Origin of the sequence: Streptomyces sp. NPDC028722, assembly GCF_040637655.1 — a bacterium.
Taxonomy (GTDB): Bacteria; Actinomycetota; Actinomycetes; order Streptomycetales; family Streptomycetaceae; genus Streptomyces.
The window spans coordinates 340,501-354,357 of the sequence record NZ_JBEZWU010000006.1 but is presented as its reverse complement, the minus strand read 5'-3'; the positions used below and the strand labels follow the sequence as shown (position 1 = coordinate 354,357).

General features: G+C 74.8%; 12 protein-coding genes and 1 riboswitch. Of the genes, 6 read left to right on the top strand and 6 right to left on the bottom strand.

The window, feature by feature from the left end:
* Nucleotides 1-69: 69 nt before the first annotated feature.
* Nucleotides 70-420, bottom strand: a complete 351-nt coding sequence (locus AB0F03_RS13105; RefSeq protein ID WP_361989890.1) for a metalloregulator ArsR/SmtB family transcription factor — start codon at nucleotides 418-420, stop codon at nucleotides 70-72.
* 78 nt (nucleotides 421-498) lie between these two features.
* Nucleotides 499-684, top strand: a riboswitch (cobalamin riboswitch).
* A gap of 27 nt (nucleotides 685-711) precedes the next feature.
* Here AB0F03_RS13105 and AB0F03_RS13100 point away from each other — a divergent pair.
* Nucleotides 712-1,797 carry a HoxN/HupN/NixA family nickel/cobalt transporter gene (locus tag AB0F03_RS13100; protein ID WP_361990013.1) on the top strand — a complete coding sequence of 362 codons (1,086 nt, stop codon included), beginning with the start codon at nucleotides 712-714 and terminating at the stop codon, nucleotides 1,795-1,797.
* 7 nt (nucleotides 1,798-1,804) lie between these two features.
* Here the strand turns inward: AB0F03_RS13100 and AB0F03_RS13095 are convergent, their stop codons facing one another.
* Nucleotides 1,805-2,770: a nucleoside hydrolase gene (locus AB0F03_RS13095; RefSeq protein ID WP_361989887.1), complete on the bottom strand. Its 966-nt coding sequence runs from the start codon at nucleotides 2,768-2,770 to the stop codon at nucleotides 1,805-1,807.
* A gap of 567 nt (nucleotides 2,771-3,337) precedes the next feature.
* On the opposite strand from AB0F03_RS13095, the gene AB0F03_RS13090 reads away from it, so the two are divergent.
* Nucleotides 3,338-4,138: a hypothetical protein gene (locus tag AB0F03_RS13090; protein ID WP_361989884.1), complete on the top strand. Its 801-nt coding sequence runs from the start codon at nucleotides 3,338-3,340 to the stop codon at nucleotides 4,136-4,138.
* 3 nt (nucleotides 4,139-4,141) lie between these two features.
* Here the strand turns inward: AB0F03_RS13090 and AB0F03_RS13085 are convergent, their stop codons facing one another.
* Nucleotides 4,142-5,485 (bottom strand): tetratricopeptide repeat protein, encoded by a 1,344-nt coding sequence (locus AB0F03_RS13085; protein ID WP_361989881.1) that lies wholly within the window; start codon nucleotides 5,483-5,485, stop codon nucleotides 4,142-4,144.
* Nucleotides 5,486-5,598: 113 nt separating this feature from the next.
* Here AB0F03_RS13085 and AB0F03_RS13080 point away from each other — a divergent pair, with 113 nt between their 5' ends.
* Together AB0F03_RS13080 and AB0F03_RS13075 are read left to right on the top strand one after the other, a co-directional pair.
* Complete coding sequence (locus AB0F03_RS13080; RefSeq protein WP_361989878.1) at nucleotides 5,599-5,838, top strand: hypothetical protein; 240 nt, start codon at nucleotides 5,599-5,601, stop codon at nucleotides 5,836-5,838.
* A gap of 188 nt (nucleotides 5,839-6,026) precedes the next feature.
* Nucleotides 6,027-8,000, top strand: coding sequence for an Ig-like domain repeat protein (locus AB0F03_RS13075; protein WP_361989876.1), 1,974 nt, complete (start codon nucleotides 6,027-6,029; stop codon nucleotides 7,998-8,000).
* Between the two features lie 2 nt (nucleotides 8,001-8,002).
* Here AB0F03_RS13075 and AB0F03_RS13070 read toward each other — a convergent pair whose 3' ends face one another.
* Together AB0F03_RS13070 and AB0F03_RS13065 are read right to left on the bottom strand one after the other, a co-directional pair.
* On the bottom strand, nucleotides 8,003-9,214 hold the full coding sequence (locus AB0F03_RS13070; RefSeq protein WP_361989873.1) for a hypothetical protein: 1,212 nt from the start codon (nucleotides 9,212-9,214) through the stop codon (nucleotides 8,003-8,005).
* Between the two features lie 73 nt (nucleotides 9,215-9,287).
* Nucleotides 9,288-10,442 (bottom strand): PP2C family protein-serine/threonine phosphatase, encoded by a 1,155-nt coding sequence (locus AB0F03_RS13065; RefSeq protein WP_361990010.1) that lies wholly within the window; start codon nucleotides 10,440-10,442, stop codon nucleotides 9,288-9,290.
* 163 nt (nucleotides 10,443-10,605) lie between these two features.
* On the opposite strand from AB0F03_RS13065, the gene AB0F03_RS13060 reads away from it, so the two are divergent.
* Nucleotides 10,606-11,088, top strand: a complete 483-nt coding sequence (locus tag AB0F03_RS13060) for a hypothetical protein (protein WP_361989870.1) — start codon at nucleotides 10,606-10,608, stop codon at nucleotides 11,086-11,088.
* Nucleotides 11,089-11,601: 513 nt separating this feature from the next.
* Complete coding sequence (locus AB0F03_RS13055) at nucleotides 11,602-12,525, top strand: hypothetical protein (RefSeq protein WP_361989867.1); 924 nt, start codon at nucleotides 11,602-11,604, stop codon at nucleotides 12,523-12,525.
* On the opposite strand, the gene AB0F03_RS13050 is transcribed toward AB0F03_RS13055, so the two are convergent.
* Nucleotides 12,425-13,771: a PLP-dependent aminotransferase family protein gene (locus AB0F03_RS13050; RefSeq protein WP_361989864.1), complete on the bottom strand. Its 1,347-nt coding sequence runs from the start codon at nucleotides 13,769-13,771 to the stop codon at nucleotides 12,425-12,427. The genes AB0F03_RS13055 and AB0F03_RS13050 overlap by 101 nt on opposite strands.
* Nucleotides 13,772-13,857: the final 86 nt, after the last annotated feature.

Here is a 13,857-nt window from a genome sequence, read left to right as displayed (position 1 = left end):
TGGACGGACGACGGTACGGACTCTGTATCTGTCCACCTTGCCCGGAAAGGGAACCTTTTTCGCGGCCGGTCAGGGGGCGCAGTGCTCCAGCAGGCCGCGCACCTGCGCGTCCACCACCCGGTAGCGCACCACCCGTCCCTCCTTCTCCCCCGCCACGACCCCGGCCGCCCGCAGCAGCCGCAGCGCCTGGGAGACGGCGGGGTCGTTCATGCCGGTGGCGATCGCGAGGTCGGAGACGGCGAGCGGACCGGTGCGGTGCAGGGCGAGCAGCAGCGCGAGCCGGTTGGCGTCGGCCAGGAGGGAGAAACGGCCGGCCCAGGTGCGCAGGTGATCCGCGTCGCCGATGGCGGCGATCGCCTCGCACACCCGGTGACCGTCGATGGTGCGACGGTCGGCTCGGTCGGCAGGCACGAGATGCATGACGCCATCCTCGCAGGCACCGATGTGATCTTGAATACCTGCGCAGGTGCGCAGCTATGCAGACGACCGCCCGCCCCTCTACGGTGGGCGGGCCGTGGTGCTCGGGAAGTCGATGCAAGATCGACGCGGCCCTCGCCACTGTGATCAGGGAGTTCCCGTTCCGTCCGGCAACCGCCGGGCCACTGGTCGTACGCGACCGGGAAGGCAGGAACGGCGGACGCGGACCTGTAAGCCAGGAGACCGGCCACGGCACTCACGAAGTGATCCACGAGGTGCTGGAGCGTGAACCTGATGACCGACGCCGCGTCTTTCCGCTGGCGACGTGAGGACACCGTCAAGACGGCGGGGCTGATGGCGGTGATAGTCGCCCTGCACGTCGTCGCCTTCGGGATCCTCTTCCTCCTCGTCGCCCCCCGGCACTACCGGGTGGGCACCGACGTCTTCGGCGTCGGACTCGGCGTCACCGCCTACACCCTCGGCATGCGGCACGCCTTCGACGCCGACCACATCGCCGCCATCGACAACACGACCCGCAAGCTGATGGCCGACGGCAAGCGGCCCGTGTCGGTGGGCTTCTGGTTCGCGCTCGGCCACTCCAGCGTCGTCGTCCTGCTGGCGCTGCTCATCGCGGGCGGCACCTCCCTCGCCGGGAAGGTCATGAACGAGGGATCCAGCACCCACCAGGTGCTCGGCGTCCTCGGGACCACGATCTCCGGCACGTTCCTCTACCTCATCGCGGCCCTGAACCTGTTCGCGCTGGTGGGCATCCTCCGGGTGTTCCGCGCCATGCGCGCCGGGGCGTACGACGAGAAGGAGCTAGAACAGCACCTGGACTCGCGCGGCTTCATGAACCGGCTCCTCGGCCGCCTCACCAAGTCCGTGACCCGGCCGGGCCAGATGTACCCGCTCGGCTTCCTCTTCGGCCTCGGCTTCGACACGGCCACCGAGGTCACGCTGATGGTGATGGCCGGCTCGGGCGCGGCGGCCGGCCTGCCCTGGTACGCGGTCCTGTGCCTGCCGCTGCTCTTCGCCGCCGGGATGAGCCTGTTCGACACCCTCGACGGCACGTTCATGAACTTCGCCTACCAGTGGGCGTTCTCCAACCCCGTCCGCAAGGTGTTCTACAACCTCGCCATCACCGGCCTGTCCATCGCCGTCGCCTTCTTCATCGGCACCATCGAACTGGTCGGCGTCCTGCACGAGAAGTTCGGCCTGCACGACGACCTGACCGGCTGGGTCGCCGGCCTCGACCTGGACAACGTCGGCTACCTCATCGTCGGCCTGTTCGTCGTCGTCTGGGCGGCGGCGCTGACGTACTGGCGCTTCGCCAGGGTGGAGGAGCGCTGGTCGGAACGGGTACCGGCCACCGCCGACTAGACAGGGCCTAGCGGCCGACGGTCTCCAGGTACAGCCGCACGTACCGGTCCACGTCCACCTCCAGCGCCACGTCCACGAGGGTCTGTTCGCGGCGGCCCTCGTGGATCTCGGACTCGCCGGGGCGGGGCCGGCGGTCCACGACCGTCTGCCCGCGGGACGGGCCGGGGGCCAGGGTGACCTCCACCGGCAGCAGCCGGGTGGTGATGCCCTGCGGGTCGGCGACCGCGCACACCGCGCCCGCGTCACCGAGGCCGCCCGCCTCCTCCGCCTCGGGCGGTCCGCCCTGCGAGGTCGGCCGGTGGGCGAGGAGGTCGCCCGCCAGGCGGGTGCCGGGCTCGTCGCTCGCGCGCAGCCGGTGCACCTCCGGGGCGGGCACCACCACCTGCTGGAAGACGTCCAGGCCGTACATCGTGATCGGCACCCCGGCCGTCAGCAGGATCGCCGCCGCCTCCGGATCGTGCCAGACGTTGAACTCGGCGACCGGGGTGGCGTTGCCCACGGCCACGGCCCCGCCCATGAACACGATCCGCTCGATGTTCCGCGTCACCTCCGGATGGGTGCGCAGCAGCAGGGCGATGTTCGTCAGCGGGGCGGTCGGGACCAGGGTCACCGGGCGCGGGGAGCCGAGGATCTCCCGGTGCAGCAGGGTGACGGCGTCGACGGCCGCCGGTGCCCGGGTGGGCGCGGGCAGGCCCAGGTCGCCCATGCCGTCCGTGCCGTGCACGTGCCGGGCCGAGCGGGCCGGCTCGATCAGCGGGCGGGCGGCGCCCCGCGCCACCGGGATGTCGGGCGCGCCCGCCCGCTCCAGCACGGTCAGCGTGTTGCGGACCACCCCGTCGACGTCGGTGTTCCCGGCCACGCAGGTCACCGCCCGCAGGTCGAGACCGGGGTGCCGTACGGCGAACAGCAGGGCCAGGGCGTCATCGACGCCGGTGTCACAGTCGATGATCACGGGGATCGGCTCACCGGTCACAGCGCACTCCTTCCGTCGTGCCGACCTTAGATCAGCCCCCGGCGGCACGACCGGCCCCGTCGTCCTCGGACCCGGTGAGCAGGGGGCGACGCCGGTCCCCGTGACCGGGGCGACCACGCCTGCCAGCCCCGGACACCCCCGCACGCCGCCGTCCGCGCCACCCGTACGGCGTCCCCGCGCGGTCCGGGCGGCGGTCTCCGTGACCGGGGCCACGCCGGTACGACGACCCGGCGCACCTCGCACGGCCGGCCGGCCCCGAGCGGGCACGCACGGCCCGGGCGGCGGTCTCGGTCACCGGGGCGACCGCGCGGGACGGTCCCGCGCGTCGCCACCCGAACGGCGACCCGGCGCACCCCGCGCGGCCGGTCGCTCGGGCGGTCGGCCGGGGCGGGCCCGCGCGTCGCGGCCCGCACGGCATCGGGGCGCGCCCCCGCGCGGTGTCCCGGCGCGCCCCGCGCAGCCTCCCGCGTGCGTCTCACCCGTACGGCCCCGGAGCGCTGGTGGGCGGGGCGGGGCGGTGGTGCCGTGGGAGCAGGCGTTCCGCCGTACGCAGCCCAGGAGGCACCGATGACCCCCGCGATAGCCACCCGCATCGCCCGGCTCCCCCGTGCCGTCCTGCTGTCCCTCATCGGCACCGGTCTCCTCACCGCCGGCGGCTGCGCCGCCCTCGCTCTGCACCAACCCGCGTCCGCTCCGCACCCCCTGCCCACCATCGACCGGCCGACCGCGACCCCCAGATCGTCCGCGCGCCCGGACGGGTCCACGCTCAGCGACGAACAGGCGCAGGCGGCGCTCCTCACGCAGACCGACCTCGGCGCCCCCTGGACCCCCACGCGCGGCGCCGCCACCTGGCGGGACGGGCTGCTGAAGGCGACCACCCCGGCCGGGGAGTGCCAGCGGCTGCTGGACGCCCTCTACAGCGACGAACTGCTCGGCGGACCGGCCCGCGCCGCCACCGGCCTGGACGACGCCGACACCGACGCCCAGCTCCGCTACCAGATCGGCACCCGCCGCCCGGCGGACGTGGACGGCGTGCTGGCCTGGCTGCAGACGATGCCGGCACTGTGCGCGCGGTTCACGGCCACCACCGAGCTGGGGACCGTGGAGGACGTCCAGGTGACCGACGCGCCGCTGCCCGAGGTCGGGGACGCGCGCCAGGGCCTGAGGATCACGGTGGCGAGTACGACAACGGACGGCGAGGAGAGCCTGCTCACGCTGGACCTGGCCGCGGTCCGGGTGGGTGAGGACTCCTTCGCGCTCACCAACGGTGGTCTGGGCGACGTGATGAACGACGCGACGCAGGCCGCCGTGCAGGTCGGCGCCCTGCGCCTGGCCGACATCCGCAGGCAGGGCCGCGCCCAGGTGTGAGGCTCACAGGGGCGGGTGGGCAGGGGCGGGTCCCAGGGTGGTGGTGCCCGGGGCGGTGCGGTGGCCCAGGCCGGTGCGGTAGGTGTCCAGGGCCGCCTCGAAGCGGCCGGTACGGCGCAGCAGGTCGCCCAGGAGGCGGCACAGGTCGGCCAGGTCACCGGCGGCACCCGCGCGTTCCAGGAGACTGAGGGCGCGGACGTAGTGCTCCTCGGCGGCCTCGGTGTCGCCCGCGTCCTCGGCGATGATGCCGAGCAGGCGGTGCGCGGCGGCGGCGTGGACGGCACCGCGCTCGGAGGAGAAGTCCCCGGCGACGCCCCGGAGCAGCTCGGCAGCCTCCGCGGACTTGCCCCGGCGGTGCAGTACGTCGGCGAGTTCGACCGCGGCCTGGCTGCGGTACAGGGCGGCCCGGCTCTCCGCGAGCATGGTGTGGGCCTGGCGCAGCTCGGTCTCGGCCCGCTCGAGTTCGCCGTTCTGCGCGCAGACGTAGCCCCGCATCCAGTGGCAGTTGGCCAGTTCGGTGCGCAGGCTCAGCTGCCGGTACAGCTCGGCGGCCTTGGCCAGGGAGGCGTCGGCCTCGGCGGCCCGGCCCTCGGCGAGCAGGGTGCGGGCGACCGAGCGGTGCATGCGGGCGATCAGCGCGGGGTCGCCGGCCCGCGGGGCGAGCGCGAGGGCGAACTCGGCGGCCTGGGCGGCACGGGCGTGGGCGCCCATGTCCATGTACGGGCCGATGACGGCGGCGTAGAGCAGCAGGAGGGCGTCGGGGTCGTGCAGTCCGCCGCGGTTCAGCTCGTCCAGGGCGGTCTCCAGGAGGTAGACGGCGTAACGGATTTCACCGGCGAGGTAGTGGGCGACCGCCCGGCCGCGGACGGCGGGCACACGCATCGGCAGGGCCTCGCCGGCCAGCTGCTTCTCGGCCTGTTCGAAGCATTCCCGTGCCCTGGTCAGCTCGCCGGTCTCCAGGGCGCACTCGCCGAGCCCGAGCAGGGCGGCGGCCTGTTCGCGGCCGAGTCCGTGGGCCTCGGCCTCCGCCCGCAGCACCCCGTACTGCGCGCCCGCCTCCTCGGCCCGGCCGTCGGCGAGGACGCGCTGGGCCTCGGTGAGCCGCAGCCGGAGGCCGGTGGCGAGGTGGGCGGGCCGGCCGGTGGTCAACTCCTCGAAGGCCACGCCGAGGCGCCCCGCGATATGCCTCAGCGCCTCCTCGGAGGCCCGCGCCCGCCCCGCCTCCAGCGTGGAGATGTAGGCCGGGGTGTACGCGGGTTCGGCCAGCTGCCGCTGGGTCAGGCCCCGTTGGGCGCGCAGCCGCTGCACGCGCCGTCCGATGACCTCGGGGTCGTCCCTCTCCCGCACGCGCCTCATCCCCCAACTCGCCCGGTGCCTCTTGCCGTTCGGCTCCGGCAGCCCCTAGGTTAAATGGCGGGTCAAGCATGCTTGATACGCCGCTTTCGTGTTGCGAGGTAGCCGTGTCCGGACGTACATCCGCACCCTACGCACGCCCCCACGCCCCGCTGCGCCCGACCGGGGCGTCCTCGCCCGCCCGGGGGGTGATCGCGGCCGTCGTCGCCGCCACGACCCTCCTCCTCGCGGCCAACGCCGGCCCGGCCAGGGCGGCGACCCCCGCACCGGCCTCCGCACCGGCCCCGGTGGTGCGGACGGCGGCCCCGGCACCGGCACCGGCGGCGCCCCGGCAGGCGCGTCCCTGAGCCCCCTCGCCGGGGGGCCCGCATCCTCTGAAGTCCCCCAGCCCCTGGCGCAGTTGTCAGAGGCATGACCTACTCTTTGCACCCTCACCACGCGAGGCACACACGGCTCATGCACAGGGGGCTCACGCAACGCCGTGCCCGCGCGGCACCCATGCCTTTCCCATTCGTTCCGGGGGGTTCGAATCAGCGTGCGCAAGCGCTCTCTCACGGCTGCCACCACTCTGGCGGTCCTCTTCAGCTCGGCGGCCCTCACCGCCACCGCGGCCCACGCCGACTCCAGCGCGAGTCTGCCGGTCAGGGCGACCGGTGACATCGTCGTGGACGCCGTCCACCAGCAGGTCTTCGTCAGCGACCCGCTGAACGGCAAGATCGTGGTCACCGACTACACCGGCAGGACGCTCAAGCAGCTCGCCACCAACCTCTCCGGCGTCCGCGGCCTGGAACTGTCCGCCGACTCCGGCACGCTCTACGCGGCCGTGCAGGACCTCGACACCATCGCCGTCTTCGACACGAGAACCGACGCCGAGACCACCCGGTACCCGGTCGGCGACAAGCCGCTCAGCGTCGCCCTCGCGGGCGGCCGGCTGTGGTTCGGCTACGGCGGCGCCGCCGCGGGCAACATCGGCTCCGTCGACCTGACCGGCGCGCAGCACGAGGTCACGCTCGACCAGGACAGCAGCTGGTACCAGGCTCCGGTGCTGGACGCCGCGCCCGGCTCCGGCACGCTGATCGCGGGCGCGGTCGGACAGAGCCCGGTCGAGCTGGCCTCCTACGACGTCTCCTCGGGCACCGCCACGAAGCTGGCGAGCACCCGGGAGGCCGGCGACAACCTCGGCGACCTCCAGGTCACCCCCGACGGCAAGGACGTCGTGGTGGCCAGCGGCGCGCCCTACTACCAGCAGGTGTTCCGGATCTCCGACCTCGACGAGGACGGCAAGTACGTCACGAACGCCTACCCCAACTCCGTCGCCATCGCCGCCGACGGCACGGTCGCCGCCGGCATCGACGGCTCCTACAGCCCGGACGTCTACATCTTCCGCCCGGGCAGCAGCGAGGCGCTGCGCAGCTACGACTTCCCCCGGACCGGCCAGGGCAGCGGCTCCGACCTGCTGGCCCCCGCCGGGCTGGCCTGGACCCCGGACGGCTCCCGGCTGTTCGCGGTGACCCGCAACAGCCTGGGCGCCTACTCGCTGCGCGTCCTCACCGCGCCCGCCAAGGCGGCCACCACCGTCACCGTGGACGCGCCCACCACCGCCGCCCGCGCCAAGCAGCTCACCGTCACGGGCAGGGTCACCTCCACGGCGGTCCTCCCCGCCGGCAGCAGGCTGGCGGTGACCCGCACCGACCTGGAGTCGCCGAGGGGCAAGGCCCTGGCCGCGGCGGCCACCAGGGCCGACGGCACGTTCTCGTTCACCGACACCCCGCCGGCCGGCGGCAAGGTGACGTACACGGTGGCGTACGCGGGCGACGACGGCCACGCGGCCGGCTCCGGCTCGGACACCGTCGACGTCTCCCGCGCCAGGCCGGCGCTGAGCGTCGACAACAACGGCAAGGTGTACGCCTACGGCAAGGACGTCAGGTTCACCGCGCACCTGGGCAAGACCTACAAGAACCGCACGGTGCAGATCTGGGCCGACCCGTTCGGACCCGACAAGCCCGACAAGCTGGTGAAGTCCGGCACGGTCGACTCCGACGGCAACCTGTCGGTCACCCTGGACCTGAAGCGGGACACCAAGGTCACCGCGAAGTTCTCGGGCGACTCCCGCTACACGTCCGCCTCCGCGTCCAGCACCGTCGGCGCCAAGGTCAGCGTGTCCATGTCGCTCACCGGCCAGTACAGGTCGAAGTCGGCGTGGGGCCACACCTACTACTTCTTCCACAGGACCAAGGATCCGCTGGCCACGACGAAGATGCCGTACTACCCGGGCCGGGCGCAGAAGTTCGAGTTCGAGGGGTACTACCAGGGCCGCTGGTACCCGGGCGACCCCGCCTACTTCAAGCTGGGCTCCGACGGCGTCTCCAGGGTCCGCATCGACGGCGACCACGGCCAGGACGTCGGCCGGCGGTTCCGGATCCGCTCGTCGTACGTCAACAGCGCCTCCGGTGACACCGTGAACTCCACGACACACGGCGCCTGGAAGTACTTCACCTTCACCAAGTAGCGCTACCGGGTGGCCTGGAGCCGGCACAGCTGGCGCTGGACGTTCTCCAGCGCGCCGCGCCGGCGTCCGGGCACCCGAAGGCGCAGCTCAGCGAGCGCGGGCCCGAGTTCACGGGCCCGCGCCGTGTCGTCGATACGGCCCCACTGGTGGTGGGCACGGTCCGCGGCCGCCTCCACGGCGGGCGCGTCCGCCGCCTGTCCCGCCGCCAGCCGGGCCGCGGCGACCGCCAGCCAGGCCCGGCAGCTGCGCGCCGGGTCCCCGGCGAACATCGCGAGGTCGGCCCGGACCTCGGTCCAGTGCAGCGCCTGCTCGGAACCGGCCCCGTGCGCCCGCACGGCGGCCTCCTCGTGCCGCGCGGCCAGCGCGTCGGCCTCCTCGTGCCGCCCGGCCCGTACGGCGTCGCTGATGGCCGTGTGCGGATCGTCCGGGTGCGCGCCGGCCCCGGGACCGCCACCCGGGCGGGGTACGGCGAGGAACCCGTCGGCGCCGACGCCCGGCACAGGGCCGGCCGGCCCGGCCCCTGCCGGTACGACGGCCGCCGCCGCGGCGGGCGCCACCCCGCCCATGACGCCACCGGCGAAGCCCCCGCCCACGCCCGCCAGCAGCGCGTTGCCGCGGATCTCCTCGGGGATGCGCTCCAGCACCTGCCGGTGCAGGACCTCCAGCGGTGGCCGGTGGCCGCTGCGCAGCAGCGTGGCGACCGTCTTCATGTACGCCGGCCCGGCCGGACCCCGCCGCCCGGGCGGCGGGGCGACGCGGCCGTACACGGCGGTGCTGGGGCCCGAGTCGAGGCCGCGCTCGGTGACGTACCGCCAGGCCTCCGCGTCGGCGTGCAGGTCGACGACGAGCGCGGTGTCCGCGGCGGAGCGCAGCCGCAGTTCCTCGCGGATCCAGTGCCAGGGCACGGCCGTGTAGCGGACCGTCGCCGGGGTGGTGCGGGCCAGGGCCAGATGCGGTTGGTGCTGGCGGCGGTCCAGGTGCAGCTGCCCGGTGAGATACACGGTGAGCGGGCCGGACGTGGCGGCGGCGGCGCGCAGCCGGGTGAGGACGGCCTGCGGTTCCAGCGGGTCGGCGAGTTCGACCACGTTCGCGGTGTCGGCGCCGGACAGCACGGCGGGGGCGACGGCGGCCAGCACCGGCAGCACACCGGCCGCGTCCACCAGGCGTCCCCGGCCCAGCGGCGACGCCGCGAGCAGCAGCACGGTTCCGGGCATCGTGCCTCCCCCTGTCACCTGTGGATCCGCTTACCAGCCAGCACCGTAGCCGCTGGCGCTGCTCACCGGCGCTTCAGGCACGCAAACGTCCCCGTTCGGGGGGTTCGCCCACCGCGTGTTCCGCCCGCCGCACCGCGAAGACCGTGGTGTCGTCCTCCAATCGCCCCCGGGTGTGGCGCAGGACGCCGTCGTGGACCCGGCGGACCAGCAGCCGGGGTTCGGTGCGGCGCGGGTCGTCGGCGACCGCGCGGGCGATGTCGCGGGCCAGCGGATAGAAGGCGCCGGGCCCGTCACGGGCCTCGGTGACCCCGTCGGTGACCAGCAGCAGCGTCTCGTCCGCGGCCAGCGGCACCCGGCGCACGGGCGGCAGCGTGCCCGCGAGGTCACCGAGCCCGAGCGGGGCACCGTCGCCGCTGGGCAGCTCGCGCAGGCCGCGCGGACCGACGGCGAGCGGGGGTTCGTGGCCGAAGTTGACCATCTCGACCGTCTCCGGACTGTCCTCGGGGAAGGCGATGAGCACGGCGGTGGCGAAGCGGTCCCCGTCGTGGTGGCCGAGCGCGTTGGTGTGGCAGCGGTGCCGCAGCATCCGGGTCTCCAGACGGGCGGCGACGGTCGCGAGGTCCCGTTCGTGGTAGCCGGCCTCGCGGAAGGTGCCGAGCAGCGCGGCGGCGGTCTCCACGGCCCCGAGTCCCTTGCCCTGCACGTCGCCGACGAGGAGCCGGGTGCCGTGCGGGCCGGGCTGGATGTCGTAGAAGTCGCCGCCGACCCGGGCGTCGACGTCGGCGGCCAGGTACACCCCCGCGTGCTCCAGGCCGCCCCAGGGGGCCGGCAGCGGGCGCAGCACGGTACGCCGGGTGGTCTCGGCGATGTCCTGGATGTGCAGGACCTTGCGTTCCTGGCGGACGCGCACGGCCGCGGCCAGGGTGGCGAGGAGACCACCGAGGGCGACGAGGAGGAAGTTGGCGAACCCGGCCCGGTACTGGTCGGGCCAGACGCTGTCGACCGCGACGTACGTCACCAGCGACAGCACGCTGTAGGCGGCCGTCGTCCACACCCCGCAGATCGCGGCGGCGATGCCCGGGACCAGAACGATCCAGGTGATGATCCGGAAATCCGCACTGGTACTGAGGTCCAGCAGGATGACCCCGGCGAGCAGCAGCAGCGGCGGCAGCCAGGCGATGCTCCGTCCGCGGACCCGAAGCAGCGGGCGCTGCCGCCCGTACTCCATCTCCGTCACGGCGGGCAGCCCTCCATTGCTTCAGCGAACCACGGCGGCCATGGGCACGCATCCGGGCGCTCTCACCCTCCTGGCCGAGTTGCCGGGCCGTGCGCCCCGGTGTGCCCTGGAAGGCGGGGGCGGAACGGGGGAGAGGACAGGAAGGAGTGCTCTCATGGCTCAAGCGGCACCCGCACCCGGCGGAATGTCCCGGCCCGGCCGCACGCCCGAGGCGGAGCGGCGCGACACCGACGTGCGTCAGCGGCCGCCGGACGTCTTCGACGCGCGCGCCCACCGGATCGCCCGGCTGGCCGTCCCGGTCGTACTGGGGCTCGTCTACGGCTACTGGGTCGCGGCCGACAACCGCTTCGGCGGCCCGATCACCGGCTGGAACGTGCTGCTCGGCCTCGTGAGCGCGCTGGTGTTCGCGGTGGTGTGCGCGGCCCTGCTGGCGCTGGCCCCGCGGCTGCGGCGGGAGGTGCACGCGCTGCTGTGGTCGGTGTTCGCCGGGTGCGCGTTCGGTTTCCTCTACAGCCAGAGCGGCGTGTCGGTGGTGGCCGCGGCGCTGTTGTCCGTGCTGGTGGCCGCGGCCGTCTTCGCCGTGCTCTTCTACCGCTACTACACGCATGAGGACGCGTTCGGACACCGGATCCGCTGAGCGCGCCGTGCGGGGACTCCGGCCGGGTGGCCGGGGCCCCCGCACTCCCCTGTGTCCCCCTCCTCCGCACCGGACGGGAATCCCCGGTCCCTGTCCGGCTCCACGACCCTGAGGAGCCGGACAGGGGGTCCCGCCGGTGGTCCGGTGCCGACCGGCGTCACCGCGACGTCCGGTGCCGACCGGCGTCACCGCGACGGGTGCGGCCGGTAACCGCCGCCGCGGCCGGCGCGCGGGGGGCGACGCCGGGGGCTTTCCGTCGCGGCCGGTGCGGGGCGTCACGGGGTGTCCCCGTCCCGGGTACGGCCGGCGCCGGTGGGCCGAGTGCCGGGCGCCGCGCGGGCGTTGGCCCGGTGACGGGGCCGCACCCGCCTGCTTCTCCCCAGCACCAGGAAACACCCATTCGGGCGAACCCTCCACCGGAGAGCGGGACACGGCTGCGCCGAACGGGTCGCCGGCCGCCCGAACGCAGTCGTCCCGCTCGCGCGCCGCCGCCGCAGGCCGTTGCCTGGAAGCGTGCCCCCACGCCTCAGAACCGCCCTGTCGGCCGTACTGATCGCCCTGTCGGGCCTCCTCGTGCCGTGCGGCGCGCTGGCGGCCTGGGCGGCGTACGGGCTCGCCGACACGGGCCGGTACGTCACCGCGATGGCGCCGCTCGCCGCCGACCCGGCGGTGCGCGAGGCCGTGGCGGACACGGTCGGTGACGGCATCCTGCGCGCGGTGGGCCGGCACCTGGACGTCCCGCCGGTACCCGGCCCCGTACGCCCGTTCGTGCGCGACGCGGTGCGCTCCTTCACCCAGACCCGGGCCTTCCGGCTGGCCTGGGACACCGGCAACCAGGTCACCCACGACGCCGTCCTGCGCGCCCTGCGCGGGGTGGACGACCGCGACGTCACCGTCGACCTGGCCCCCGTCACCGCCCGGGTCAAACGCCAGCTCACCCACGACCATGTGCCGCTCGCCGCGCGCATCCCGGTGCAGCACACCGCGGTCGCCGTGCTCCCGGCGGGCGAACTGACCGCGCTCCGGAAGGGGTTCCACGTGCTCGAAGTCGCCGGGTTCTGGCTGCCGGTGGCGGCCGTCGCCTTCGCCGTCGGCGGGATCGCCCTCGCCGTCCGCCGCCGCCGGGCCGTCACCGCGACCGCGCTGGGCACGGCCCTGGGCGGCGCCCTGCTGGCCGGCTGCCTCGCCGCCGGCCGCAGCCTGACCCTGGCCGGCCTGCCCGCCGGGGTGCCCCATCCGGCCGTGGGCGCCGTCTACGACGCCCTCACCGGCACCCTGCGCACCGTGGCCTGGCTGCTGCTCGGTCTCGGTCTGGCGGTGGCCCTCACCGCCTGGCTCACCCGGTACCTGCGCCTGACGCGTCCCGGGCGACGCCGGCCAGGGTCACCAGCGCCCGCGCCAGCTCCGGCTCCGGCACCGACGCGAGCCCGAGCCTGACCGCGTCCGGGGTCCGGCCGGCGCCGACCGAGAACGCCGTACCCGGGGTGACGGCTATGCCGCGCGCCCGCGCGGCGGCCGTGAAGGTGTCGGCGCGCCACGGCGCGGGCAGCTCCCACCAGGCGAAGTAGGCGGCCGGGTCGGAGCGCACGGTGAAACCGGCCAGCTTCTCGGCGACCAGCCGCTGCCGCCGCCGCGCGTCGCGCTGCTTCGCGGCCACCAGCCGGTCCACGGTCCCGTCGCCGAGCCACCGCACGGCCGCCTCCAGCGCGAAGCCGCCCGCGCTCCAGCCACCGGACCGGACGGCCCGCGCGACCGCGTCGACGCGGTCGTCCGGTACGACGGTGAAGCCGACGGTGAGGCCGGGCGCGACCCGCTTGGACAGGCCGTCGACGAGGTGGACGCGCTCCGGTGCCAGCGCGGCGAGCGGAGGGGTGCCGCCCGGGTGCAGGAAGGACCAGATCCGGTCCTCGACCACCGGTATCCCCAGCCTGTGGACGGTTTCGGCCAGCTGCCGCAGCCGCCCGGCACCCGTCGTCCGCGAGGTCGGGTTGTGCAGGGTCGGCTGGAGGTACAGGGCGGACAGCGGCGCGCCCCGGTGCGCGGCGGCGACCGACGCGGGCAGCAGCCCCTCCTCGTCCGTGGCGAGCGGGACGAGCGTGAGGGCGAGGCGGGCCGCGATCTCCTTCACCAGCGGATACGTCAGCGGTTCCACGCCCACCCGGCCGCCGGGCCGGACCAGCGAGGCGAGGGTGGCGGCGATCGCCTGGCGGGCGTTGCCGGTGAACAGGATCCGCTCCGGACGGGCCGGCAGCCCGGCCCGGGCCAGCAGGGCGGCGACCGCGTCCCGGGCGTCCGGGGTGCCCGCGGCGGCGGCCGGCCGCAGCGCCTGGCCGAGCGCGTCCGGCCGCAGCAGGGGCGTCAGGGCCGGTGCCAGCAGCTCCGACTGGCCGGGTGCGGACGGGTAGTTGAGTTCCAGGTTGACGGGTGCGGCCCCCGCGGCCTCGGCCAGGGCGTGCCCGGGCTGCGGGTCCGGCGCCGCGGCCCGCACGAAGGTGCCGCGTCCGACCTCGCCCACCACCAGTCCCCGGCGTACGAGTTCGGCGTACACCCGGCCCGCCGTCGACGGCGCGATGCCCCGGCGCCGCGCGAACACCCGCTGCGGCGGCAGCCGTTGCCCCGGACGCAGCCGGCCGCCCGTGATGTCCCGCGCGATGAGATCGGCGATGCGCCGGTAGTCGTCCACAAGTCCCCCAGTTCGTCGGCCTCTTGGCATTGCACCGAGAGCAAAGATTTTATTGCACCGAGTGACGGCCCGGCCTAGGGTCGGAT

Excerpts from the sequence above, each read along its gene's own strand:
- AB0F03_RS13105 (WP_361989890.1), bottom strand. The coding sequence starts at position 420 with ATGCATCTCGTGCCTGCCGACCGAGCCGACCGTCGCACCATCGACGGT.
- AB0F03_RS13100 (WP_361990013.1), top strand. The coding sequence starts at position 712 with ATGACCGACGCCGCGTCTTTCCGCTGGCGACGTGAGGACACCGTCAAG.
- AB0F03_RS13090 (WP_361989884.1), top strand. The coding sequence starts at position 3,338 with ATGACCCCCGCGATAGCCACCCGCATCGCCCGGCTCCCCCGTGCCGTC.
- AB0F03_RS13070 (WP_361989873.1), bottom strand. The coding sequence starts at position 9,214 with ATGCCCGGAACCGTGCTGCTGCTCGCGGCGTCGCCGCTGGGCCGGGGA.
- AB0F03_RS13065 (WP_361990010.1), bottom strand. The coding sequence starts at position 10,442 with ATGGAGTACGGGCGGCAGCGCCCGCTGCTTCGGGTCCGCGGACGGAGC.
- AB0F03_RS13060 (WP_361989870.1), top strand. The coding sequence starts at position 10,606 with ATGGCTCAAGCGGCACCCGCACCCGGCGGAATGTCCCGGCCCGGCCGC.